Here is a 23756-nt window from a genome sequence, read left to right as displayed (position 1 = left end):
ATGAATACAACTGTGCTTACCCGGCTTCGTACATTTCTATTACTTTTCTTTACTACGGTCTGCATCAGTGTAAAATCTCAAACATCCCCAAACAACCAGAAGCAGGCATCTCTAACCGATGTCTTTCGCGCGCAATGCAAGGCCTGCATAGCCAAGGCTGCCAACAAAACGGCTTGCTACAAACAATGGTACCAGCAAACAGACAGCCTGTTAGAAACTTATTACAAAAGCCTGCTTACCACCAGTGACAGCACACAAAAAGTAAACCTGGAAGATGAAAGGCAAGACTGGCTGGTGCAACGCAATAGTTTTTTCAAAAAATCGTATAGTAGTTATAATAAGAACCGGCCAGATGAAGCAGCCAGGATCTTTGCAGATAACATTGACTTTGTAAACCAGCGCATACGAAAACTGGCAACGGCACAAAGCACAGACTATTCGCCCGAACGTTACCAGGTATCTTTTAACGGCGCATACAGTTTTGATGACCAGGTAACCGATGACGACCAGGTTTATTTGTTGAAGGCAGATATGAAGGTAAAGATGGCGGATGCTGAAAAAGGCTGGTTTCGCCTGTTTGCCCGTATGAATGTTTCGGAAGAATATGATGGCATGCTGATAGATACGCTTACTATCAGAAACAACAAAGCCACTTACCAGTATTACGTAAATGGAGGCGTTTGTAAAATAGGATTCTCTTTTAGCCGCCAGGGTGTTTATGTAAAGGAAGAAACGGAAAATAAAAACCTGGATTGTGCTTTTGGACAGGCATTGCCGCTGTTTGGCTTTTACCGCAAAACATCTTCCCGCACACCTACCAACCGCGAAATGCTGAAAGACAGGCTATGATGATACATTCACCATCATAGCCCTCCCATCTTTCCATCAACAATAGCTGATATCTTCAATAGCAACAATTTTATCTTTTCCGAAATGGAATACCGATTTACCGGCACAGTGCAGGGCATCCCCTTTTCGTAATCCATTAGGCAAATCAACCGCTAATACCGCACTGTAGGCAACTTCTACATCGGTGTACGATTCAAAATGCATAAAGGAGGTGATTTTCTGCTGCCTGCTTTTAAAAAAAGTGGCAGCTTTCTCGGCCTGTTCCTTAAAGGCCGTTACACCTTCCAAAGACATGTCAACTTTGCCGTCTGATATGTTTTGAAAAGAAATAGATGGATCAAGATCGGCAAGCATAGCTGAGATGTCAAAATGATTGTATGCCTTGATATAATGGCAAATCATTTGCTCACGCTGTTTCATCGTTAGAATTTTGTTATCCAATATAACCATTCTGCTACAATTTAACAATACTATGTTACTGTTTATTCATAATCAGGCTATTGAGCGCCCTCTACTACCTTCAAATAATACATTTTCTGTATAGCATCCGGCGTAAACAAGGCCGCCTGTTCGCTATTTACCGGCTGGCTTTTCCAGCTATCCGCAGGTATCAGCTTTATTTTCACACCCGCCTGCTGCAACAACAAAGGCATGGTAAACCCTTTTATACAATTGGCGTAACGGTAACTTACCTGTTTTTTATCGGCGCTGAAATAATACTCAAACCGGGGTATTTGCGTGGTAAGTAAATACTGCGAAAACACCTTGCTGTAATCAAAGCCCGCCCTTTTGGAGATATAGTTTTCTATATCAGCCGCATTCACGGTAGTATGATAAAAAGTACTGTTTAAACCACGGATAATACTTCTGAACAAACTGTCGTTACCCATACCGTGCCGTATGGTATGCAACATATTACCTCCTTTAGGATACATATCCCCACTACCCTGCGCGTTTACACCATAAACAGGAATAATAGGCGCATCGTTACGTATACCGGCGCGAATACCATAGTTGTAAGCATTACCCGCTTCCTCACCGAATATATAATCTGCAAAAAGGGTTTCGCTGTAATTGGTAAAGCTTTCATGCACCCACATATCTGCCAGATCGTTGGTGGTGATGTTATTACCAAACCATTCATGACCACTTTCATGAATAATAATGAAATCAAATTTCAACCCCAGCCCCGAATTACTCTGATCGCGTCCGCGGTACCCGAAAGCATAGCGGTTGCCATACGAAACGGCGCTCTGGTGCTCCATACCGGTATGGGAAGCGTCTATCAGCTGGTAACCATCTTCATAAAACGGATAGGGTCCCATCCAGTATTCAAAGCTTTTCAGCATATTATGCACCTGTGTGGGCATATATTCCTTAGCACGGGCCTGGTTATAATCCAGCACCCAGTAATTAACACTTAATGGCCCCTTCTCGCCATTATATACTTCTGAAAAGTTTACATATTTTCCGATGTAAGGAATAATGCAGTAGTTGCTGATAGGGTTTACCACCGCCCAGGTGTAGGTAGTGGTACCATCGCCATTGCTTTGCTTGTGCTGCAACCTTCCGTTACCTACCGCTACCAGCGAATCGGGCACGATCATCGTTAACGAAGCGCCGCTGTCCGGCTCATCGCTCTGATGATCTTTACAGGGATACCAGATAGAAGCACCCAGTCCCTGGCAGGCCACCGTCATGTAAGGGCGACCCAGCGAGTCTTTACCCCATACCCAGCCACCATCCCACGGCGGCCTGATGGCTTCATGCACCTTGCCGCCATAATAAATATCCACCCGGTGTATGCTACCCTTCTGTTGCTCCGGCATCCACACATGCCAGGCATTGCCTTCTTTTTCAAACGGCACCCGTTGTATTCCATCCCACAGCACACTGTCAATAACCAAAGGTTTCTGCAAATCCAGCTGCATTTTGCGCCCCTTATTAGCCTGGGTTACCTGGTAGCGAAGACTGTTTTTACCGGTAATGGTTTTACTACCCTCATCTGGCTTTACCGTAATGGCATAATATAGCACATTCCACCAGCTTCTCTCCGGTGTAATGCTGCCCCGCAACGTGTCGGCATGCGTATAGGCAGGCTTCTGCGCCAGCGCACTACCGGTTAATAAAACACCCGCCAGCAGGCTTATGCAGGCACTGATAAATAAACGTATACTATACATAATCATTCAAAAATCAAACATACTTATCACCAACGACTAACGCTATACCGTTATTATCTGGCTTTTGCCGAATATTAACTGGCAAAAAAAGGTATTTGCTAATTTTAATACAAACCACTATACATATGAGCAACAACGAAATCAAAAAGGAAGATATCAAACAGGAGGTGTTTGACCTGTATGATGACTATGCCCATAACCGCCTTAACCGGCGCGATTTTATGGAGAAGTTATCTATTTATGCAGTGGGTAGCCTTACCCTTACTTCCCTGATGGGCTTTTTGATGCCTGATTATAAAAACACATGGCAGGTGCCTGCCAACGACTCCCGCCTAACTACCGAAACCATACAATACTCCTCTGAAAAAGGGGGCGGCACTATAAAAGCACAACTATCGCAGCCCGTTAACAACACTAAAAAACTGGGTGGCATTATTGTGGTGCATGAAAATCGTGGCTTAAACCCTTATATAGCCGATGTAGGCCGTCGTGCGGCGCTGGCAGGCTTTATCAGCATTGCTCCTGATGCCTTAACCCCTTTAGGGGGATACCCGGGTGATGACGAAAAGGGCCGTGAGCTGCAAAGCAAAAGAGATAAGAATGAAATGCTGGAAGATTTTATAGCCGCCTATGAATACCTGAAAAATCACAAAAACTGCAATGGTTATGTTGGAGTGGTAGGCTTTTGTTTTGGCGGCTGGATATCGAACATGATGGCTGTGCGTGTACCCGGCCTGGCAGCTGCTGTTCCTTTTTACGGCAGCCAGCCTGCAAAAGAACTGGTGCCACAGATAAAAGCGCCCTTACTATTGCACTACGCTTCACTGGACACCCGCATTACAGAAGGATGGCCGGCTTACGAAGAAGCATTAAAAGAAAACCATAAAGAATACACCGGGTATATTTACCCCAACGTAAATCACGGTTTTCACAACGATACCACTCCCCGTTATGACAAAGCCGCTGCCGAACTGGCGTGGCAACGTACTATTGATTTCTTTACCAAAAAGCTCAGTTAAACAATAGCGGAAATGATATAACAAAGGGGCCTGTTTTTGGGCCCCTTTCACTAAAATAAACCAGTATATTTTTTAATAAGGCTTGATATATGCGATATTAATACCATGAAAGCAATCATCCTGACATCCATTCGGAATATATCCACAAGAAGAGATCATTCCCCTGTTTTTGGTTTCAAAGTAAGTAGTAGCATCCCCTCTTTTTACCAGCCAGTCTACCCTGGCCTTCTCATAAATATCATCCAGGGTTAAAATAACACTGTCTATACCATGAGTCAGTAAACTGCTTTCATCTTCCGTCCATTGAATTAAAACAGTAGAATTACCTGTACCATCATTTGCATATTGTTTGCTGGTATAGGAACGCCCTGTTACTTTACCCGCTTGCACCGTAACTAAGGTTTCGGAACCAAAGCCAAATACAGAAGAAGTAACCGTCAAATATTGATAGGAATTATGAGAAGAATCTTTAAACCGCAACCAGGTTTGATAGCTTTGATCAAACTCACTTCTATAAGCCAGGCTCTCCTTCTTACAGGAAACCAGCGTTAACACTATCAACAATGCCAAAAGGCTATACCATTTTTTCATAATACAGGTTTTATACATCATCAACACTGATGAATAAACCTTGTATTTCGTTGCACGTAATTTTTTATTTTTTACTACAGCCGTTTTTCCAGCTGCGAGCGCAGGCTGGAAAAAGCAGTTACTTCCGGGTCCAGCAAACATATCCTGTTGACCCATAATAACGCATCGTGCAGTGCCGACTTTTCAGTATCGGGTAACCTGGTAAAAGCCTTTATCACGGTATACAGTTTACCACAAACTTCTTTGGTATAAATATGTTCTGCCAGTTTTCTTTCTTCACTAAAACCCGGTATAGAAGCGCTATCCTTTGCTCCCGTTAAAAATGGTTGCATAATATCGGCAAACATAGCCGCATCTACCGTACGCATGCTATCCACCGGAATATCCATCAAGCCTGCTGTAAGCGCATACCCTGTAGTAATCAGCTGCTTGTAATCCCTCACCATATCATAATATACCAGCTTCATGCGTAGCGTATTATAACGCGAACCCGCATCCAGCCCCGGCAGCTTATCCATTAACTGCAATAGCTGTTTTATCACCATCACATTTTTATTATCCAGCTCTTTAGCTATGCCACGGCTACACAAACGGTACATATTACCAGCCACTTGTTGTTGAGCTGTATCGCTTAACCCATCGTAATGTGCGAGAAAATATCCCAGGGCGGCCGTTTGGGTGTTCATCAGGTATTTGCCTAAAAATACCATCGTTTGCTCCTGTGCCATCTGCGTATAAGAAAGACCGTTAAAGTAAGCATCCAGCACTTTGCTATTATCCATGTCGGCCCGCTTTAGCTTATCCAGGTAAGCATGCAAAAAGCCCGTATCACGCGCCCCATTATCAAAACGCTCTTCCAGGCTGGCCAGGTTATCTTTTTGAACAGCTATCTGTAAAGCTTCTTTCCCCGTTTGCACAAACGGCTTCTCTTCCTGTTCGCCCACACGCTTGTGCAGCAGGTAGCCACCGCTGTTCAGATACAGGAAAGTAGGATATGCTTTTACATTAAACTTACGGGCAATATCCACCCCTTCCCCCTTCTCCGCATCTAAACGGTAATTCACAAACTCCGCATTATACACCTCGCCCACTTTATCAGCGGTAAATATATTCCGGTCCATCAACTTACAAGGACCACACCAGCTGGTATACACATCTATAAAAACAGGTTTTTGTAATTGCTGCGCGGTATCCAGCAACGCCTTCCAGCTACCCTCAAAAAAGCGGATACCTTTTTTATCTGTCTCCTGGGCAGTGGCAGTAATTACGGCAAAACAGAGTAAGCATACAAAGGCAAGTCTAATCGTATTCATATATCGTCAGGTTAATAGCAATCAAAAGAAATAATATATTCTTTGGCAGCATTAGCAGTGCTATGGCCGCGTTGTGTATTTGCTGTGTGGCAAAAAATCGTTAGCAATGCTAACGGGTATGCAGTTATTTTTTTCATATTACCATACTGCTTTTCATAACAGAGCCTTTCAAATATATCTAATTATTACATATAAATCCCTTCCTGTGATGAGCGGTGTTACGGGAAAGTTGCGGTAAGCCGCAGGAAAAAGCGGTAACTTTAATAGATGAAAACTCCCCTTCTATTGCTGCACGGCGCCATTGGAGCATCGTGTCAGCTGAAAACGATTGCCGGCTTATTAGCTTCTGATTACGATGTGCATTTATTAAACTTTCCGGGTCATGGTGGCGAAGCGTTTCCTGAAGAAGCATTTTCCATCCCGTTGTTTTCTACATCGGTGCACCACTACATACAAAAACACCAGCTAAAACACCCGGTTATATTCGGCTATAGTATGGGCGGCTATGTAGCCATGCACCTGGCAAAACAACATCCGCAACTGATACGTAAAATCATTACCCTCGGCACTAAGTTTCACTGGGATGAAACCATAGCTAACCGCGAAACAAAAATGCTGAATCCGGAAACTATTGCCGCTAAAGTGCCGGTGTTTGCTGCAGGTCTGGAAGCCATTCATGCCCCTAATAACTGGCGGGAAGTGCTGCAGCGCACCACTGATATGCTGTTGGCCATGGGACAATCCAATCCACTACAGCCAGAGGATTATAAAACCATTCAAACGCCTGTGCTGATTATGCTGGGCGACAGGGATAAAATGGTTACCCTGGAAGAAACGGTAAACACCTATAAAAATCTGCCCAATGCCCATCTGGCAGTGCTGCCAGATACGCCACACCCTATTGAGCAGGTAAATGCCGAAATGATCAACTGGTTTATACGGCAATAAAACGATAGCAGGTGATAGTAAAATTATTGCCCCGGAAAGCCGGCCAGGTCTTTAGGCACCATTCCATGCGCTTTGCTATCTTCCGTAGCCCACACAGCCATAGCATATAACACCGGTTGCAATCCCCTGCCCGAATCGGTAAGACTATAGGTTACATAAGGTGGCACTACCGGCTTTGCTTCCCGCACCACCAGGTTATCGTTTTCCAGCTGCTTCAGGTGCTGTATCAGCACTTTTTCCGTTACAGCGGGTATTGCCTTTTTCAGCTCGCTGTAACGTTTACTGCCCGAAAGCAGGTGAAACAGGATGATGGGTTTCCAGTAACCGCCAATTTTCTCCATCACATACGTAACCGGGCATTCGTTGAATGCAATCTGCTTGTTCTCCTGTATGGTAGAACTTTCTTTTACCTGTGCCATAGATACATACTCTGGGGTAAGTACTTGTAAAAAAGTAAGTACAAAAATAGCTTTGTGTTATTATATACAAAAAGAAGAATATGAAAGTTACCATTACCGGATCATTGGGCAATATCAGCCAGCCACTGGCCAAACAACTATTACAGGCAGGACATACCGTAACCATCATCAGCAGCGACCCCAACAAAAAAGCAGCTATTGAGGCCCTGGGCGCTATAGCCTCCATTGGAGCACTTGGCGATGTGGCTTTTGTTACCAGCGCCTTTACCGGCGCAGACGCCGTTTATACCATGATACCACCCTTTTTTGGCGCCAGCAACTACCGTGAGTATGTAGCCAATGCCGGCCGCATTTACGCACAGGCCATTGCCAGCGCAGGCATTAAAAAAGTAGTGAACCTCAGCAGCATAGGTGCACACCTCGAAAGCGGTACCGGCCCTATTGCCGGGCTGCACGATGCCGAAATAGCACTGAACCAGCTGGAAAACGTTGCCATTAAACACGTTCGCGCCCCGTTCTTTTACATCAACTTTTATAATGATATTCCGCTGATAAAACACCAGGGCATTATGGGTGCCAACTACCCTGCCAGCACCCGCCTGGTGATGGTGCATCCGGCAGACATTGCCGCTGCTGTAGCAGAAGAATTACAGCAAAACTTTACTGGCAAAAGCATACGCTACCTGGTAAGCGACGACCGCACAGTAGGAGAATCTGTTGCCGTATTGGCCAACGCTATTAGTAAACCCAGCTTACCCTGGGTGGAGTTTACCGATGAACAATCTGAAAACGGCATGTTACAAGCCGGATTACCGCCCGTAATGGCTACTATTTTTACCGAAATGGGCGCAGCACTGAGAAAAGGTATTTTATGGGAAGACTACGATAAAAACAAGCCTGCCCAACATGCGGCTCATTCACTGGAAATGTTTGCACAGGAGTTTGCAGCCCGGTTTGCTGCTGAATAAGCTTTTGCATCTCCCGTTATCCAAAAGACGCTTCTTTATCAGGCAGTAAAGAAGCGCCTTTTATACTTATAAACCTACCTCCAATTTCCCTTTAGCCAGTTTCCTGTAACTTCCGGCCCCAAAAGCGTATTTTTTTGTTAGTTTGCAACCAAACTGTTTTACAAAAACTATGGACGTTAAAATAGAAGCCAGCTGGAAAGAGGCATTACACCAGGAATTTTCCCGGCCTTATTTCGGAGAAATATCGGCCTTTTTGAAGACAGAAAAAATGCAGAATAAGGTTATTTACCCTCCGGGGGCGCTAATTTTTAACGCATTTGATAAAACACCTTTTGACGAAGTGAAAGTGGTGATTTTGGGCCAGGACCCTTACCATGGCCCAGGCCAGGCAATGGGTTTAAGCTTTTCGGTACCTGAAGGCGTTACCCCGCCCCCTTCACTGGTGAACATTTATAAAGAGTTGCATAAGGATATTGGTATGATCATACCTAAAACAGGCGATTTAACTCCCTGGAGCAAACAAGGCGTGTTGCTGTTAAACGCCGTGCTTACGGTACGAGCCAACGAACCCGCCAGTCATAGTAAAGTAGGCTGGATGAGCTTTACCGATGCTGTTATCCGCAAAATTTCGGACGAGAAGAAAGGTGTGGTATTCCTGTTGTGGGGCAAATTTGCACAGGAAAAGCAAATACTCATTGATGAAACCAAACACCATGTACTAAAAGCGGCGCACCCCTCGCCTTTCAGTGCCGATAAAGGCTTTTTTGGATGTAAGCACTTTAGCAAAACCAACGAACTATTAGCGAAGCAGGGATTAGACCCAATTGACTGGACAGTATAATTAACGATAGATAGAAAGAGTACCTTAAGAAGAAACTAGATTGAAATGAACTTTTTGAAGAATGTATTTGGCAGGATTTGGGCATTATGGGGGTTAAGCACCTTTTTTGCCACCATGATGGTAGCTATTTTATTTTATCTACCCTGTTTTCTCATGCGTGAACCATATGCCGCCCGCTGGCACCGTAGTGTGTCACGTGTGTGGATGAGCATTTTTTTGACCCTGGTGGTTTGCCCCCTGCGCACAAAAGGACGCGAAAACTATATCAAAGGGCGCAATTACGTGGTAGTTTGTAACCACCGCAGCCTGATGGATGTGCCTGTTACAACTCCTTTCATGCCCAATGCCAACAAAACCATTGCTAAAAAAAGCTTTGCCCTGGTTCCCATTTTCGGTTGGATCTATTCTTTAGGCAGTGTGCTGCTGGATCGTAAAAGTGCGGTAAGCCGCCGTAAAAGCTTTGAGCAAATGCGCAAAGTGCTGGCTATTGGCCTGGATATGGTCATCTACCCGGAAGGAACCCGCAACAGGACTTCCGCCCCATTGAAAAACTTTTATGATGGAGCGTTCCGGCTGGCAGTTGTTGCCGAAAAACCCATTATCCCGGTTTTAATATTCAACACAGATAAAGTACTTCCTACCAATAAGTTTTTTTACATGATGCCACACAAACTGGAAATGCACTTTCTGCCACCAGTACAGGTAAATGCAGGTGATAATGTAAACGAACTAAAAACAAGGTTGTTTAATGAGATGTCGGCTTATTATGCCGCCCATAAAAAGGGATAAACTTCTTCTACTACCTGTTACAGGCATAATTTTAGCGTTTTACCTTTCAAAACGTGCTTTTTTTTGCAGAAAAAGCACGTTTTACTTTATACAACATAAAAATGTACATGTGCAGCGTACCACTGCACATCTGCCGCAGCCCATGTTCAATGTTCCCGGGCATAGTACACATCTGCCATTGTGATAAAAAACATGTTCCGGGTTATACTGCACATGTTGCGCAACATACGGAAGATGTCACCTGCAACAATACAGTTCGTCGTAGCATCCTGCACATCTACCCGACGGCAATGCATATGTTACGCAAGACGCTTACAATATTCCCTATAATGTTGCAGATGTGCATTGTAACAAAATACATGTGCATTACACCCCTGCAGACATAACAGCCCCCATTTGCAGGATTACCTATGACCGGACAAATGTGAATTTACACACATCACATCTGCCCTGCCGTGCGTGAGATATTTTTACCAATAATGCAGATGTGACGCATTACGCAGAACATGTTACCGAAAATACATAAGATGTTATCCGGCACCAGACACATCTCCCGTGGTAAAGTGCAGATGTATTGTGTAATGTTTCAGATGTACAGGAAGATGCAACACACATTACCAGGGAGGTGTACTACAATTCAGGCAACAGAGCAGTTGTACTGCAGAATATTGCAGCTTAGCTCTATACCACGGCAATTGTTACAGAGCATGCGCCAGATGTGCAGTACCAGGCAGCAACACCCAATAATTACCGCGAGAAAAGAAGGCCTGACCCGTGCATAGTAAAAAATTACAGTTGGAAGATTATTTTACTCCATACAGGTTGTGGCAAACCACTTACATCATAAAAGTTTTCCGTAATAGCCGTAACCTGGTTATCCTGTAAGGCAAAAGAAAGCAGCACAGAGCCATTGCTCACCTCCTTACCTGCTGCATCAACCGGCGGATTATTTGCATACCATTCCACTCCTGCCAGATTTTGCAGCGAGCTGGCGTTGCCAAAAGGAATGGCACCATGCCCCAGGCAGCGGCAATAAGTGTTCGTGGCAAAGTCTCCGATTGTTACAGGCGAATTATACACTATGCCATTATGTATATGCCCCCAGTACCAGGCATACGGATCGCCCCCTAATGCATTGCTAACCTGGTTCCAGAAAGGAGTATAATATGCCTGTGTATCATTAGAACAATTATACTCAAACCCATTATGATGTGTCAACACAATTACTTTAGCAGGCTGTAATTGCAGGCTTTTAATCCAGCTGGCCTGCTCATTGCCTATATTACCATACATATAAGCATGCGTTACATCTGCATAAAAAGCAGAATCCAGGCAAAGCAAGGTCCAGTCGCCACATTGCAGCGCATAGTAGGTAGCTCCTCCTTGTTTGGCAAATACCCGCGAAGCCAGTGCCACATCCAGCAGCCCATGTGCGCCGCAATACATTTCGTGGTTAGAGTTTAAGGTAAAAGAAGCGCCTGCATAAGCATCCGGCCATATACTTAATAAATGATCCTGTTCTTCGCCAGTGGCATAGTAATGCGTATAATCATCCCCCGGTGTGCCAGAGTAATATACATCACCTAAATGCACCAGGTAATCCGGCTGCAAGCCCACCAACTGGTTCATCACTGTTTGGGCTACTTCTGTGCCACTACCCCAATCGCCCAGCATGCCAATTTTCACTTCCACATCGGTAGCTTTATTCAATGTTATTACAGGCGGGGGTGCAGGCAGCACGCCATTATCATAATAAATAATAGTCACTACCAGGTTAAAAAAGGCCACAAACCAGCCCTGATCGTAGGTTTCATACAGATTAGTGCCCAGTATGCTGCCATCGTCATACACCAGGTTGTTCTCGTCCAGTCTTTTATAGTTCGATTCTTTTAATTGCGAAGTGGGCATAGGCAAGCCATAATATACCAGGGCTATTTTCAGTATCCATAGCCCATGCATAATATCCTTGTCTTTAATATAAGAAGAAGCATGGTTAATCCAGAACAGGAACAACCCGGCATCTACACTGCCTTCCCCTTTCTGGTAACCAGGTGGAGCTACAGGCGCCGGTTTTTGAATAGTCCACTGTCCTTCGCGCTGCATATACAGAATTAACTCGTATTCGCTGTATTGCAAATAATGCAGTAATAACTGGATATAGCCCGCGATGGAATGATCGGCAGCAAGCCTGCGGTGAAGTGCTTCTACATTAAGAGTGTCGGTTTGCATTGTTTTTTATGGATCAGGCAGTTGAGATAATAATTAACTAAATATAATACATTTTATAAGCATCTGCAAGTACCTGTTGCATTATTTGTGTGTTAATAGCAGTCATAACAACCACCTCTTCACTATTATTATCCATATATCATTTATAGTTATACATGCGCTGCAATCCCCCCCACCCGTATACGTGTTCCATTGCAGCAAAAAGCCGCACCTGCTGCGTTTAAAAGCAGTGAAAAAGAAATAGTATTTCACAATAAACAAAAAAAATATACCTTTGCAGTCTATTCACCTGATTGTGTAACCTTAAATACACAATACCATGACTGAACAATTGTACATATAATCCATTCCGGAAAGTTTGCCCACGCAGGCAAAAGCATCTCTTTATTACATAGGGTTTCCCTTATTATTATCACGTATAACTGACAAGTCATGCACAGTTTATTGATACAAATTACCGCAGGACGCGGGCCGGCAGAGTGTTGCCGTGCCGTAGCCCGGGTACATGAATTATTATTGAAAGAAGCCAGAACAGCTGGCATTAGTATAGAAACAACCGAACAACAAAAGGCGGCTGTCAAAGGCACCTTCTATTCCATCACCATGCTGGCCCGGGGTGAAGCCCTGCCTGCATTTATGCAAAACTGGCAAGGTACCATTGCCTGGATTGCACCAAGTCCTTACCGTACCATGCACAAACGTAAAAACTGGTTTATAGGCGTGCAGGCTTTTAATATGCAACAACAGGTGCAATGGAACGAAGCAGATGTGGCGCTGGACACCTGCCGGGCTTCAGGGCCAGGCGGACAGAATGTGAACAAGGTAGAAACAGCCGTAAGAGGAACCCACAAACCTTCGGGCATTCAGGTGCTGGCTATGGACAGCCGCTCACAGCTGCAAAACAAAAAGCTGTGCCTGGAAAGGCTCAAAGCCAAAGTATTACAATGGCAGGCTGCGCAATTACTGCAAAACCAGCAAAGCCAATGGCAGGAACACAATGTGCTGGAACGCGGCAACCCCGTGCGCACGTTTAAACAGCCCTTACTGTAAACTTACAAATCTTCAAAACGTAAGAAGCCTGGCGGCATGGCCAGGCTTCTTACATTTAAACCGTATTATCAATAGCAACGGGATAGAAGTATCACCTGCTTATAAAAACAAGTTACGCAAACCTATCAGCGGTCAATACATACCACTCTAAATCCCTGGTTACTGAAAGAAGCATGTGGATTTACCCGGCCTATATCTACATTGTTGAAAAAACCACAGGCGTAGCGACTGCACCACCACGATCCGCCACGGGCATGTACCGATTGCTCTCCTTTTTTCACATGACCTTCGCAAAATTCAAACACGTTGCCATATACATCATATAAGCCATACGCATTCGGCTGAAAGCTACCCACCGGCGAAGTATACATATATCCATCTGTAGAATCAGCAGTTAAATGATCGTGCCCATGCCAGATGTTGGCATACTGGCCGGCCTGCTGTATATCATCACCCCAGAAATAAGCAGTACTGGCCCCGGCGCGTGCTGCAACCTCCCATTCATCCAACGTGGGCAAACGCACGCCTGCCCATTGGCAGTAAGCTTGTATATCATGGTAACTGATAGTGGTTACCGGGTGGTTTATTTTGCCATCAATACCACCGTGCGCAATACCATTCGGAAAGCGCCAACAGGCGGTACTGTCTTCCTTCCACCTGAACTCGTCCAGGCCTGGTTCAAATACCAGGGCATTATGTCGCTTTTCGGCATCGGTAATGTATTGGGTGGCCGCAACAAAAGCAACAAACTGGCGATTGGTTACCTCCGTAGCCCCTATATAAAAGCTGTTTACCTGCACGGTATGCAGGGGATTAAAGGCATGACCTTTTCGCCCCAGGGTATATGGCCCGGCTGGAATACGCACAAAGTCTGTATCAGAAACGGTTCCAAACAAGGTGGCTATATGTAAGAGTATACCTGCCAGCATTAACTCATGGCATTAAACAGGTCCATAGCACGCTTCATAATCAAATCTTCATTGGCCGTATTCAGCACCAGGAAGGCAGCGTGGTAACTGCTTTCTTTACCATATAATTTACCATACGACGCCGAAGAAGTAAATGGCTCGTATTTCGCGCCCTTCATCAGCAACATCAGCACCGTTAATACATCATGGTCTTTGCGGTCGCGTTTGTAAAACTCCACCAGGAAAGGAATCATTTCCAGGGCCCTGATCTCCACCAACGCATGTTTATAGTTCACTCCCATTCTGCCACTTCTATTGACAGACTCCTTTATCAAAGCCATTACCGAATCGCGGTTGGCTTCTAAAAAATCGGTCTGGCGGGCACTCCACACACTTTCATTAAAAGGCTCCGGCAAATGCCCGAAAATTTTCTTCTCTTCGTCCTTTTCAGTCAGTATAATATCACAGTTCTGAAGATAGGTTTCGGCATGGATCATATGATAAGTAAACTTCTCCCGCAGGGTTAATGATAAATAGTCCTTAGCGGCAAGTATGGTATTGTCACTTTCGTCACTGGTGGTTTTGCCGAGTAGTTTTTTGACTTTATCCAGGCCATAAGGAGGTACACTTGTTTTTTGTCGGGTTTCGTGATATGCTTCACTTTCCGCACTGGCGTTGTTGTCTTGTGACATAGATAAAAAAGGCAGCAAAGCCGCAAAAAGGGCCATTAGTAGTTTCATAGTCATAGAATATTCCGTAAATGTAACTAACAAGGTATTAATAACCAGCAAATACCAGAAACAGTACTTTTGTTACTGAACAAAATTTATTCCCCTGTCATGTTACAAAAAACAGGTATCGCATTATTGTTGTCGTTAACCACTTTTATGGGTAATAGCCAGGAAACCACCTTATTTCAAACATGCACTCAACTGGATAAAATGGGCATGCATGTGTTGCGTGAACAAAACCGCAGCGTTTCCTATACCAACCAGGAAGCTGCTTATTACTACACACAATCGCATGTTACTGATCATGTAGAATATGCCTGGTTTGAGGGGATGAACATTGCGAAAAACAGGATATTCGGCGGCTATGAGCTATATCACAACCAACAGTTGCTATCTCACGAAACGGCCGACGTATGGGTATATCCGCACAAGTTGTTACGCACCTATACCGATAGTATTCAGGAAGAGCTATGGATGCTGGATGGAAAAAACAGCCTGGCAATAGATATAGCCAATGCCACAGGCACCATAGGCATCCGCTTAAAGGGCAAAGGGGTAACACAGCAGGCATTACAAAACAATATCGCATTCTTCAGCCCTATGGAAGGCCAGTATGTAATAGCCGTGAGTGCGCAAAAAAATACTCCTGTTCAATACAAAAACAACCTGCTGTCTACTACTGCCAGTGCAGGTGGCTTTTATATAGCTGTAGGCAAAACACAGGCAGAAGCCACCCAATTATTACAGGCCACCCGTAAGCACATTATAGATTGGAAGCAGCAGCGCAGAACTGCCATGCAAACCTTTTTGTTTTACAATGGCTATACCTACACAGGCATCGACTCGGTGGATAAGGCATTAGACTGGCTGCAAATAACCACCCGGCAGCTGGTTACGCACCAGCAGGGTTATGGTATTTATGCAGGCCTTCCGTGGTTTAACGAATACTGGGGTCGTGATGAATTTATTTCCCTTCCCGGCGCTACCCTGGTGAACGGACAGTTTGCAGTAGCCCGTAACATCCTTGTTTCTTTTGCAAAATATCAGCAAACAGATCCACATTCCCGGTTCTTTGGACGGGTGCCTAATATTGTAAACCCGCAAAACATCGATTATCATACTACCGATGGCACGCCCCGCTTTATTATACAATTGCTGGACTATGTAAAGTATTCCGGCGACACAGCCCTTATCCGTCAACTATACCCCCAGATAAAGAACAGCATAGCAGGTGCCTTGAAATATTGGGTGGATGAAAAAGGCTACCTGCTGCATGAGGATAATGAAACCTGGATGGATGCACGTGACGCCAACCTGGTTTCCTATTCACCCCGTGGCACACGCGCTAACGATATACAGGCACTGTGGTATCACCAGCTTTGCGCGGGTGTATACTTTGCCCGCTACATGAAAGATAAAAGTAACAGTAGCCGATGGCAACAGGCAGCTGATAAAGTAAAACACGACTTTGCCACTGATTTTACAGATAAGGAACACAGCTACCTGGCCGACCGTTTAACAAAGGAGAACAAACCTGATTTTGTGATGCGCCCTAACCAGTTGTTTGCTATGGACATGCTGAACGATACCATACTGAAAAACAATATACTCAGCCAGGTATGGCAACAACTGGTATACCCCTGGGGCGTAAGCACATTGGCGCAAAACGACAGTTCATTTCATCCTTACCATCTTAGCCCGCTTTATCATAAAGACGCTGCTTATCATAACGGCACTGTATGGCCCTGGCTCAACGGCATTGCTATGCAACGAATGATGGAAGCACACCAGACAGAGACGGCATGGAAACTGTTTCAACATATGAACTGGCAGGCATTGCACCTGGGCGTAGTAGGTGGCCTTAGCGAAAACCTCGACGCCTATCCTCATCCAGGACAAACATGGCCTAAACTCACCGGAGCCTATTTGCAGGCCTGGTCAAATGCTGAGCAGCTGCGCATCTGGTACCAGTATTTTTTAGGCATACACCCCGACATGCCCAACAACACACTAACATTGGCTCCATCCCTGCCCAATGAAATAACCCACCTGCAATATTTTATTAGGGTAGGCAAAGACATGATTGAGGCTATGTACAATGCCAACGACGAACGTAAAAGTTATACCTATTCCCTTCCCAACCATGCCATGAAAGTAGTAGTGGACATTTTTCCTTATGAAAAAACAACGATAGCTATTCCTGCCGATCGTGATGCCAGCTTGTACATAGAGCAGCAGGATGAGGTGCTTAGCATTTCTACCATCACCCATTCGGGCAGTAACAAGCGCACCATAAAAGTGCCGGTTTCTGCGGCACGACTGGCACAGCAAAAAACATGTGATCAGCAACTGGCCCATATCCCATTTGCCATACCATCACCTGACATAAAAAATCAACAATTTTTACAATAAATCATACAATTTCTCTGCAAAAGGTGTTACAGCTTGTTGCAGGGAACACTTCTACCACTCCACTTTCAGCACGCCCGCACTACTTTATTTACACAAAACCGATCATCAATTGCGTTAATTGTCCTTTCTTAATCAAAAATTGCCTACACAAAACAATTACGGATAATATTTATTAAATTCAAATATGAAAATTATCCAATTTACTGCCCCCGTATCAAAGGATAATTCAGTGGTAGTGCAGGAAGATATACTGCCTTATTTTTATAACTACCTGCACCGACATAACGAAATACAGTTAACCTTGATTATCAAGGGGGAAGGAACACTAATAGCCGGTAATTATACCCAGCCTTTTGAACCGGGCGACGTATACATTATCGGGGCTAACCAGCCACACATTTTTAAAGGCGATGCCCGGTATTTTAAAGAGCCGGCCACTGATAATAGCCAGGCTATTCATATCTTTTTCAATCCTGAGGGATGCCTTTCACCCCTGTTTAGTTTACCCGAACTGGAAAGCGTTAAAAAGTTTATAGCGCTTACCGAAAACGGGTTGCAGTTGCCAGCCAGGTATACACACATCGTGTCGCGGGAAATGAAACGGATCAGTAAACTATCGGGCTTTGACCGTCTGTTTTGTTTTATGAAGCTGCTGCGCTTTCTGGCTGTTCAGGTAGAATCGTGGCGATGCCTGGCTACCGGGTTGGGTAAGTTTGAAGTACTGATGGATACGGAAGGCATACGTATGAATGATGTGTATGAATACACCATTGAAAACTATGCAGAAGATATTTCTCTCAGTAAAATTGCCCGCATAGCCAACATTACTCCTTATGCTTTTTGTAAGTACTTTAAAAAGCATACCCGCAAAACCTATTTTAATTTCTTAAATGAAATACGTGTTACAGAAGCCTGTAAAAAAATGATACGGGGCGATTGCGACAATATCGCCCACGTAGCTTATACTACTGGCTTTAACAGCATTATCACCTTCAACCGTGTGTTTAAAAAAACAACAGGAATGTCGCCCAGCGAATACACACGCCTGTACAAATGCAACCGGGAGCTAACGCCGGTATCCTACCCTATATAAAAATTTCATCCAGATTGCTCCATGCCATTCACTGCTTTGCATATACAAGGCAGACAGCAACCTTGCATGCTTACTACTGCCTTACCTGTACAGCATGTAACCCATGCTATGCCTGCATTTCAGCAACCACAAGTGCATGCAATATTTGAATAACACCAGACAATTACCGATTAATCAGCACCATATCAACAGGCTACTTTTATAAAAATCCAAAACATGAGCAAAAACTGCACACTACGCATGAGCATTGCTACCCTTACACTTTGGGTATACAGCTTATCTGCTGCATTAGCGCAAACCACCGTTACCGGTAAGGTAACAGATGAACAAAAAAAACCTATAGCCGGTGTTACCGTTTCGGCATTACCAGGAAAAGTAAAAAGTGTTACCAACAACCAGGGCGATTACACATTAAGCCTGCCCGATGGCAACTACCTGATCAGTTATTCTTATGTAGGATTTATAGCTGTTACCAAAGAAGTGAAAGTGGCTGGTAGCCCGGTTACACTTAACACAGACCTGGCAGCTACTGCTGCCAACCTGGAAGAGCTGATTGTAAGCACCGGTACACGCGCATCGCAACGGACCATGACCACCAGCACTGTGCCTGTAGACATTATAACAGCGGCTGATTTAAGCTCTACCGGCCAGCCTTCGTTCGATAAATCGTTGCAATACCGGGTTCCCAGCTTTAGCACGGTAAACACACCGGTAAACGACGCCACCTCATTATTAGATCCTTACGAAATAAGGAACATGGGCCCCAGCCGGACCTTAATACTCATCAATGGCAAAAGAAAAAACGCCAGCTCTTTAACCTATGTGCAGTCATCACCCGGCCGTGGTGAAACAGGCGCAGACCTTTCCGCTATCCCTTCTGATGCAATTAAACGCGTAGAAATATTGCGCGACGGCGCTTCGGCACAATACGGTTCGGATGCTATTGCCGGGGTCATGAATATTATTTTAAAAGACAAATACGAATATGGCTCTGTTATTGCCAAATCGGCTATTACGCACAAAGGCGATGGAGCCATGATTGGCATGGCGCTGAATAACGGAGCAAACTTTGGCAACAAAGGATATATCAACTATACCATCGACCTGCAACATACCAACCGCACCAACCGGGCCGGCAAAGTAAGCGCTGAAGGAGAAGCTGCCACTTTTGGCGTTTCGGTAGAAGAAGCACAAGCCTACCTGGACAAGTTTCCTGATGCCAATAACCCTAACGGCACCCCTGCCAACTCCTCTGCTAAATTTCTGGTAAATGGCGGTAGTGCGTTAAGCGACAATACCGAAATTTATTTCAATGCCGCTTATGTATATAAAAAAGTGATCAGTAATGCCAACTACCGTACGCCTTACTGGAAAAGCGATTACGGCTTACTGCATGCAGCAGGTACAGAGTACATTGGTTTTGGACCAACGTTTGAAGGTGATTTAAATGATTACAACGGCACTATCGGCTTTCGCTCAGAAAAGAATGGCTGGAAAACAGACATGAGCTTTACTACCGGTGGTAATAAACAACTATATACCGTAAACAACACCATCAATGAAAGCCTTGGCTCCAGCAGCCCTATTAGCTTTAAGCCGGGTGGGTTTACGTTCAGTAACAACATTGGCAACATTGATATTTCGCGTAAACTCAGCAGCCAGCTGAACGTTGCTTTTGGTACCGAGTTCAGGGTAGAGAACTACTCGCTGGTAGCCGGCGACACCGCTTCCGTGCGTGGCTCAGGCGCTATCTCCTTTCCGGGATATGGTTCTGCCAATGCCATCAAATCAACCCGCTACAACTTTGGCGGCTACTTAGATCTTAGCTATGATGTTACTGACGACTTCCTGGTGAATGGTACCATCCGCGCTGAAAACTATAGCGATTTTGGAGATGCTTTTGTATGGAAAATCAGCTCACGTTATAAACTGCTGGATGATAAAATCACTATCCGCGGTTCGGTATCCACCGGTTTCCGCGCCCCTTCCCTGTCACAAATTAACCTTCAATTGTCACAGGCATCTTTCAGCGGCGGCACTATTCAAACATCCGGTATTGTAAGCAACAACAGCCCGCAGGCGCGTTTACTGGGTGTGCCTAAACTGGAACCCGAAAAGTCTACCAACTTTACAGCCGGCTTAGGTTTAAAACCCACCTCTAACCTGAACATTACGGTAGATTACTATAATATTAAACTGAAAAACAGGATATTGTTAAGCGACAACATTGGCCCCGGCGATGGCCCTGGTTCTGAGGGCTTAAATACCGTACTGCAACAAAACGGCATTGTAAGTGTAGGATTTTTTGTAAACGGAATGCATACACGCACACAGGGGCTTGACTTTGTGGCTAACTACCGCAACATTGCTTTAGGCAATGGCAAACTGGGATTAAACCTGGCAGGCAACTACACCCTGGAAAACAAAAACCTGGCGCTGCACAATCCACCGTTAATAGCTGCTGCCGGCAAAAATATTGTAACCGATCAAAACCTGGCCCTCATATTAACTTCGCGTCCTAAGTTCAAATACATTGCCGGACTGGATTACAAAATAAAACACTGGACATTTAACCTGGACAATACCGTGTTTGGCCCGGTTACTTTTCATGATTCGGACAATGGACTGGATGCTAACCTGGACACTAAATTTAAAACCCGTGTTACTACCGACCTCAGCTTTAGTGTGCAGCTTACCCGTAACCTCACCTTCTTTGGCGGTGTACAGAATATTTTCAATGTATTGCCCAAATGGGATTTTATAGCCAAGAATGCAGAAGGAGAAGCCCTGTTAAAAAGTCCGGCAGCTGTTGCAGCCAACTACAATGGCATCACCTTCGATGGCCGTTACCAGATAGTACCTTATAATGGCTCCCATTTCAGCATACTGGGCACCACCTTTTCAGCCAGTTTGAAGCTTACTTTCTAATATTCATTTTCGTTCTGGTGTCCTTTAACACAAAGGCCGCTCTGTGGTGTTTACCACAGTAGCGGCCTTCTTAAAAAAAAGGCAGGAGCCCTTGTTCTCCCGCCTCACCTATAAACAAAAGCCATAAAATAATAGTGTTACTTCACTATATAAATATCATCATTACCTCTGCGATTAGAAGAAAAATATCCTTTATTCCATTCATCGCTCCATATAAAACCAAAATCATCTTTCGGTGAATTTACCGGCGCACCTAAATGTGTAACGGTTCCTTCCGGCCTATGCGTGTTGGGGTTCAGCGCTATACTAAAAATATCCAGACCACCTAAACCTGGATGACCGTCAGATGCAAAAAACAAGGTACCGTTGTTATCTATATAAGAAAAAGCTTCATTTCCCTCTGTGTTTATCAGTGGCCCCAAATTTACCGGTGCGTTCCATTGCGAAGTAATTTTATCCCTGGTACACAGGTACAAATCAGTGCCGCCCACGCTACCAGGTTTATCAGAAGTAAATATCATGAATAAGCCATCTTTGCTTACAGCAGGATGCGCATTGCTCCAGTCTTCATCATTGTATTTAAAAGGTTCTACACCCCTGTCGTTTTTGGCAGTATTAAAAATCTGCAACCTGAAAACGCCATCCGTACTGCGACCAAAATTGTTTCTTTTGTGACTACTACGGGTAAAGTAAATAGTACCATCAGGCCCTATGGAAGTGGAGCCTTCATGAAAACGGCTATTCACAGAGCCTTTAAACTGATGTACTCCCTCTATTTTGCTGATAGCTCCCAGCGTATCGCCTGCCATTGATTCATCATAGAACCCCATACGCCTGTTATCGCCTGGACTTTCTTCTGCAATAGCAGTTTTTAAGGCATGCAACTGGCTACGGTATTTATTAGGATTTCTTCTTACATCAGCCAGTAAACTGTCAGGCTCTTCCGGCAGTATAATGGACAAGGTATCTACCTCGTAAATGTCAGAATAAGGAGACTTATTCCATCCATATACATTTTTCACACTGCCGTTTATCCTCCGGTTACTGGTAAACAATAATCCGCCTTTGTAAAACATCGGGGAGTATTCAGAAGCATCTGTATTGATGTTTGTGAAAAATACCTGGAACTGCTTATTGCCCTTTTTTAAATCAGCAATATTGGCATATGCTTTTGCAAAAGCATCTCCTCTTTTATCAGCAGGCATTAAGGTAGCATACTTACCGTAGTACAGAGCAGCAGAATCGTACAACTCCATACTGGCCAGCAATTGCGCGTAATGCAAAAACCAGGATGGTTTGGGGTCACTGCTATGTACTAGTTTCCGGTACCAGAAGGTGGCATCCGGCACACGGTCCAGTTTACGCAGGCTAATAGCCAGCATCTCTTCTACCTGCAAATCTTCGGACATTTTTTTATAGCTGATCACATCTTTCAGCAATTTGGCAGCTTCCTGGTATTGCAGGTTTTTATACGCCTTTATAGCCCTGGTTAAAATACGGTTGTGTACATCATCTGCAGTAGCTGGCAGGCACTGCAAAAGCAGTAAACATAACACCCCTATTTTGGCAATTATGATATAAAATTGTTTCATACTAAAAATATCTGGGTGATAAAACTCTGTCCTTTTCAAATCCAAACTCAAAACGTACCATTAACTCATGGCTGCCCGAATTGTAATTAGACAGCGTGGTAGTACTTCTGTCGTAAGAATAACCCAGGCGCAACTGAGGCAATACCTGCACTTCTACCATACCAGCCACATCGGCTTTGGTGCGGTATTGCGCACCTACAGCCACCAGGTCTAATATCCATAAAGTAGCATTCAAATCTGCCTCCAATGGTGCCCCCTCTACTCCTTTTAAAAGGATAGATGGCTTCAGCTTAAAGTCGTCACCAATCGGAAACACATAACCCGCAGCAAGGAACATATGCAGTTGGTTATTCACCAGCGCCACGTTATTCAACAACTGAGGAGCCGACAAACCTATGTACCATTTACTGGTGCTATAGTACAAACCCGTTCCAAAGTTGAAGTACGACTTATTTACGTTTTGTTTAAAAGGCACATCCGTTCCCTGCTCCAGGTTAGACGACATATAATCACCTTTATACTGGCTCCAGCCTGCCTGTAACCCCACAGATAAAGTTCCTTTACCGGTATGGATCTTATATGCATAACTGGTGTTAATACCTGTGGTGCTGGTAACCCCTATTTTATCGCTGATGATCTGTAAGCCTAAACCCAGGTTTTTACTACTTACAGGTGCATCAACACTTATCGTTCCCGTTTTAGGAGCCCCGTCTATCCCTACCCACTGCCTGCGATATAAGGCAGTGGCCGATAACACGTTCCGGCTCCCCGCGTAAGCGGGGTTAATAGCCAGCGTGTTAAACATATATTGGGAGTACATAGCGTCCTGTTGCGCATTCGCATCCAGGCCCAGTTCAAAAATCATCAGAATCAGTACTAGTAATTTTTTCATA

General features: G+C 44.6%; 20 protein-coding genes. 10 read left to right on the top strand and 10 right to left on the bottom strand.

Features of this window, described 5'->3' with window-relative positions:
* Window positions 1-849 (top strand): DUF1311 domain-containing protein, encoded by an 849-nt coding sequence (locus FLA_RS09370; RefSeq protein WP_076382767.1) that lies wholly within the window; start codon window positions 1-3, stop codon window positions 847-849.
* Window positions 850-885: 36 nt separating this feature from the next.
* Here the strand turns inward: FLA_RS09370 and FLA_RS09365 are convergent, their stop codons facing one another.
* Both FLA_RS09365 and FLA_RS09360 read right to left on the bottom strand, forming a co-directional pair.
* Window positions 886-1269, bottom strand: coding sequence for a hypothetical protein (locus tag FLA_RS09365; protein WP_076382768.1), 384 nt, complete (start codon window positions 1267-1269; stop codon window positions 886-888).
* Window positions 1270-1346: 77 nt separating this feature from the next.
* Window positions 1347-3032: a M1 family metallopeptidase gene (locus tag FLA_RS09360; RefSeq protein ID WP_076382817.1), complete on the bottom strand. Its 1686-nt coding sequence runs from the start codon at window positions 3030-3032 to the stop codon at window positions 1347-1349.
* A gap of 125 nt (window positions 3033-3157) precedes the next feature.
* Between FLA_RS09360 and FLA_RS09355 the strand changes: the two genes are divergently transcribed.
* Entirely contained in the window at window positions 3158-4051 is an 894-nt protein-coding gene (locus FLA_RS09355) for a dienelactone hydrolase family protein (protein WP_076382769.1), read from the top strand.
* A 72-nt stretch (window positions 4052-4123) separates the two neighbouring features.
* Here FLA_RS09355 and FLA_RS09350 read toward each other — a convergent pair whose 3' ends face one another.
* Window positions 4124-4642: a hypothetical protein gene (locus tag FLA_RS09350; RefSeq protein ID WP_076382819.1), complete on the bottom strand. Its 519-nt coding sequence runs from the start codon at window positions 4640-4642 to the stop codon at window positions 4124-4126.
* A gap of 74 nt (window positions 4643-4716) precedes the next feature.
* Window positions 4717-5955: a thioredoxin family protein gene (locus tag FLA_RS09345; protein ID WP_076382770.1), complete on the bottom strand. Its 1239-nt coding sequence runs from the start codon at window positions 5953-5955 to the stop codon at window positions 4717-4719.
* A 267-nt stretch (window positions 5956-6222) separates the two neighbouring features.
* Here FLA_RS09345 and FLA_RS09340 point away from each other — a divergent pair, with 267 nt between their 5' ends.
* The gene (locus FLA_RS09340) at window positions 6223-6903 is read left to right on the top strand and encodes an alpha/beta fold hydrolase (protein ID WP_076382771.1); all 681 of its coding nucleotides are present in this window, start codon (window positions 6223-6225) and stop codon (window positions 6901-6903) included.
* A 23-nt stretch (window positions 6904-6926) separates the two neighbouring features.
* On the opposite strand, the gene FLA_RS09335 is transcribed toward FLA_RS09340, so the two are convergent.
* The gene (locus tag FLA_RS09335) at window positions 6927-7322 is read right to left on the bottom strand and encodes a winged helix-turn-helix transcriptional regulator (RefSeq protein ID WP_076382772.1); all 396 of its coding nucleotides are present in this window, start codon (window positions 7320-7322) and stop codon (window positions 6927-6929) included.
* A gap of 80 nt (window positions 7323-7402) precedes the next feature.
* Here FLA_RS09335 and FLA_RS09330 point away from each other — a divergent pair, with 80 nt between their 5' ends.
* The 3 genes from FLA_RS09330 to FLA_RS09320 all read left to right on the top strand — a co-directional run bounded on the left by FLA_RS09330 (window position 7403) and on the right by FLA_RS09320 (window position 9920).
* On the top strand, window positions 7403-8290 hold the full coding sequence (locus FLA_RS09330) for an NmrA family NAD(P)-binding protein (protein WP_076382773.1): 888 nt from the start codon (window positions 7403-7405) through the stop codon (window positions 8288-8290).
* A 169-nt stretch (window positions 8291-8459) separates the two neighbouring features.
* The gene (gene ung / locus FLA_RS09325; protein WP_076382774.1) at window positions 8460-9131 is read left to right on the top strand and encodes a uracil-DNA glycosylase; all 672 of its coding nucleotides are present in this window, start codon (window positions 8460-8462) and stop codon (window positions 9129-9131) included.
* A gap of 45 nt (window positions 9132-9176) precedes the next feature.
* Entirely contained in the window at window positions 9177-9920 is a 744-nt protein-coding gene (locus FLA_RS09320) for a lysophospholipid acyltransferase family protein (RefSeq protein WP_076382775.1), read from the top strand.
* Between the two features lie 789 nt (window positions 9921-10709).
* Here the strand turns inward: FLA_RS09320 and FLA_RS09315 are convergent.
* Window positions 10710-12149 carry a metallophosphoesterase family protein gene (locus tag FLA_RS09315; protein ID WP_076382776.1) on the bottom strand — a complete coding sequence of 480 codons (1440 nt, stop codon included), beginning with the start codon at window positions 12147-12149 and terminating at the stop codon, window positions 10710-10712.
* Between the two features lie 432 nt (window positions 12150-12581).
* On the opposite strand from FLA_RS09315, the gene prfH reads away from it, so the two are divergent.
* Window positions 12582-13199: a peptide chain release factor H gene (prfH, locus tag FLA_RS09310; RefSeq protein ID WP_076382777.1), complete on the top strand. Its 618-nt coding sequence runs from the start codon at window positions 12582-12584 to the stop codon at window positions 13197-13199.
* A 125-nt stretch (window positions 13200-13324) separates the two neighbouring features.
* On the opposite strand, the gene FLA_RS09305 is transcribed toward prfH, so the two are convergent.
* Together FLA_RS09305 and FLA_RS09300 are read right to left on the bottom strand one after the other, a co-directional pair.
* On the bottom strand, window positions 13325-14128 hold the full coding sequence (locus FLA_RS09305; RefSeq protein WP_076382778.1) for a formylglycine-generating enzyme family protein: 804 nt from the start codon (window positions 14126-14128) through the stop codon (window positions 13325-13327).
* Window positions 14128-14847, bottom strand: a complete 720-nt coding sequence (locus tag FLA_RS09300; RefSeq protein WP_144264204.1) for a hypothetical protein — start codon at window positions 14845-14847, stop codon at window positions 14128-14130. The genes FLA_RS09305 and FLA_RS09300 overlap by 1 nt, the downstream gene beginning before the upstream one ends.
* Before the next feature lie 99 nt (window positions 14848-14946).
* Between FLA_RS09300 and FLA_RS09295 the strand changes: the two genes are divergently transcribed.
* From FLA_RS09295 to FLA_RS09285, 3 genes are all read left to right on the top strand, one after another.
* The gene (locus FLA_RS09295) at window positions 14947-17250 is read left to right on the top strand and encodes an amylo-alpha-1,6-glucosidase (RefSeq protein ID WP_076382780.1); all 2304 of its coding nucleotides are present in this window, start codon (window positions 14947-14949) and stop codon (window positions 17248-17250) included.
* Window positions 17251-17434: 184 nt separating this feature from the next.
* Complete coding sequence (locus FLA_RS09290; RefSeq protein WP_076382781.1) at window positions 17435-18343, top strand: AraC family transcriptional regulator; 909 nt, start codon at window positions 17435-17437, stop codon at window positions 18341-18343.
* Between the two features lie 216 nt (window positions 18344-18559).
* Window positions 18560-21271: a TonB-dependent receptor gene (locus FLA_RS09285; protein ID WP_231940412.1), complete on the top strand. Its 2712-nt coding sequence runs from the start codon at window positions 18560-18562 to the stop codon at window positions 21269-21271.
* Window positions 21272-21408: 137 nt separating this feature from the next.
* On the opposite strand, the gene FLA_RS09280 is transcribed toward FLA_RS09285, so the two are convergent.
* Together FLA_RS09280 and FLA_RS09275 are read right to left on the bottom strand one after the other, a co-directional pair.
* The gene (locus FLA_RS09280; RefSeq protein WP_076382782.1) at window positions 21409-22863 is read right to left on the bottom strand and encodes a PD40 domain-containing protein; all 1455 of its coding nucleotides are present in this window, start codon (window positions 22861-22863) and stop codon (window positions 21409-21411) included.
* A gap of 1 nt (window position 22864) precedes the next feature.
* Entirely contained in the window at window positions 22865-23755 is an 891-nt protein-coding gene (locus tag FLA_RS09275; protein ID WP_076382783.1) for a PorP/SprF family type IX secretion system membrane protein, read from the bottom strand.
* Window position 23756: the final 1 nt, after the last annotated feature.

The sequence above is a fragment of the Filimonas lacunae genome (genome assembly GCF_002355595.1).
Classification (GTDB): Bacteria; Bacteroidota; Bacteroidia; order Chitinophagales; family Chitinophagaceae; genus Filimonas; species Filimonas lacunae.
Note: the sequence above shows the minus strand (reverse complement) of the source record. Positions and strands in the feature narration are given on the sequence as shown.

What these genes read in the sequence shown, in the direction of transcription:
- FLA_RS09335 (WP_076382772.1), bottom strand. Translation starts at nt 7,322, where the DNA reads ATGGCACAGGTAAAAGAAAGTTCTACCATACAGGAGAACAAGCAGATT.
- FLA_RS09300 (WP_144264204.1), bottom strand. Translation starts at nt 14,847, where the DNA reads ATGAAACTACTAATGGCCCTTTTTGCGGCTTTGCTGCCTTTTTTATCT.
- FLA_RS09285 (WP_231940412.1), top strand. Translation starts at nt 18,560, where the DNA reads ATGAGCAAAAACTGCACACTACGCATGAGCATTGCTACCCTTACACTT.
- FLA_RS09320 (WP_076382775.1), top strand. Translation starts at nt 9,177, where the DNA reads ATGAACTTTTTGAAGAATGTATTTGGCAGGATTTGGGCATTATGGGGG.
- FLA_RS09280 (WP_076382782.1), bottom strand. Translation starts at nt 22,863, where the DNA reads ATGAAACAATTTTATATCATAATTGCCAAAATAGGGGTGTTATGTTTA.
- FLA_RS09275 (WP_076382783.1), bottom strand. Translation starts at nt 23,755, where the DNA reads ATGAAAAAATTACTAGTACTGATTCTGATGATTTTTGAACTGGGCCTG.
- FLA_RS09340 (WP_076382771.1), top strand. Translation starts at nt 6,223, where the DNA reads ATGAAAACTCCCCTTCTATTGCTGCACGGCGCCATTGGAGCATCGTGT.
- FLA_RS09360 (WP_076382817.1), bottom strand. Translation starts at nt 3,032, where the DNA reads ATGTATAGTATACGTTTATTTATCAGTGCCTGCATAAGCCTGCTGGCG.
- FLA_RS09365 (WP_076382768.1), bottom strand. Translation starts at nt 1,269, where the DNA reads ATGAAACAGCGTGAGCAAATGATTTGCCATTATATCAAGGCATACAAT.
- FLA_RS09330 (WP_076382773.1), top strand. Translation starts at nt 7,403, where the DNA reads ATGAAAGTTACCATTACCGGATCATTGGGCAATATCAGCCAGCCACTG.
- FLA_RS09315 (WP_076382776.1), bottom strand. Translation starts at nt 12,149, where the DNA reads ATGCAAACCGACACTCTTAATGTAGAAGCACTTCACCGCAGGCTTGCT.
- FLA_RS09295 (WP_076382780.1), top strand. Translation starts at nt 14,947, where the DNA reads ATGTTACAAAAAACAGGTATCGCATTATTGTTGTCGTTAACCACTTTT.
- FLA_RS09355 (WP_076382769.1), top strand. Translation starts at nt 3,158, where the DNA reads ATGAGCAACAACGAAATCAAAAAGGAAGATATCAAACAGGAGGTGTTT.
- FLA_RS09350 (WP_076382819.1), bottom strand. Translation starts at nt 4,642, where the DNA reads ATGAAAAAATGGTATAGCCTTTTGGCATTGTTGATAGTGTTAACGCTG.
- FLA_RS09370 (WP_076382767.1), top strand. Translation starts at nt 1, where the DNA reads ATGAATACAACTGTGCTTACCCGGCTTCGTACATTTCTATTACTTTTC.
- FLA_RS09345 (WP_076382770.1), bottom strand. Translation starts at nt 5,955, where the DNA reads ATGAATACGATTAGACTTGCCTTTGTATGCTTACTCTGTTTTGCCGTA.
- ung (WP_076382774.1), top strand. Translation starts at nt 8,460, where the DNA reads ATGGACGTTAAAATAGAAGCCAGCTGGAAAGAGGCATTACACCAGGAA.
- FLA_RS09290 (WP_076382781.1), top strand. Translation starts at nt 17,435, where the DNA reads ATGAAAATTATCCAATTTACTGCCCCCGTATCAAAGGATAATTCAGTG.
- FLA_RS09305 (WP_076382778.1), bottom strand. Translation starts at nt 14,128, where the DNA reads ATGCTGGCAGGTATACTCTTACATATAGCCACCTTGTTTGGAACCGTT.
- prfH (WP_076382777.1), top strand. Translation starts at nt 12,582, where the DNA reads ATGCACAGTTTATTGATACAAATTACCGCAGGACGCGGGCCGGCAGAG.